This window comes from Lysobacter sp. P5_C4 (assembly GCF_054049695.1).
Window position 1 is genome coordinate 1 of sequence record NZ_JBFULX010000024.1, and the last position, 522, is coordinate 522.

A 522-nucleotide genomic window follows, 5' to 3' on the forward strand; every position below is an offset into this window, starting at 1 on the left:
CACCTGTGAAATCCTGAAGAACGATACGAGCTGGGATGAAAGGAATTTCTTTGTTCTCATCGCGGCCTTGAGCCCAACCAGCGATTTGTTTTACGTGCTCGCTTGTAATGGCGCGACCGTCGAATTGACGAATAGCAGCCTCAAGCAAAACGCGGATGGAAACAGGAAGATTGTTGATTGTGCCGTGACCTTGGCTTTCAAAGTCAGGAAGGCTGTAATACTGGAACGATTTCGTGCCGACAGTTAACTGCTTACGCACAGAAAAAGAGTCCTTATTGGACATGGGTAATTCCTCCTCAAAATATGTTCATCCATTGGTTTCATCTAGTGAAACTCAATTTCATTAATCCCTCTACATCAAGTATAGCGTTTTGGTGTGTATGAGTAAAGATTAATTTCAATCATTTTTACCGTCAAAATGTCATATATTGAATCAATTCAAAGCAATTCGGGCTCGTCCTAAGGAGGATACCAAGATGTCCTGGAAAACAGCGCTCTATAACTACGTCCACGCTAAGAACC

At 42.7% G+C, this 522-nt stretch carries 1 protein-coding gene; it reads right to left on the reverse strand.

Annotated features, from left to right (window positions below):
• On the reverse strand, positions 1 to 283 hold a 283-nt coding region (locus ACXJJ8_RS15475), incomplete at its 3' end, for a hypothetical protein (RefSeq protein WP_499031883.1).
• Positions 284 to 522: the final 239 nt, after the last annotated feature.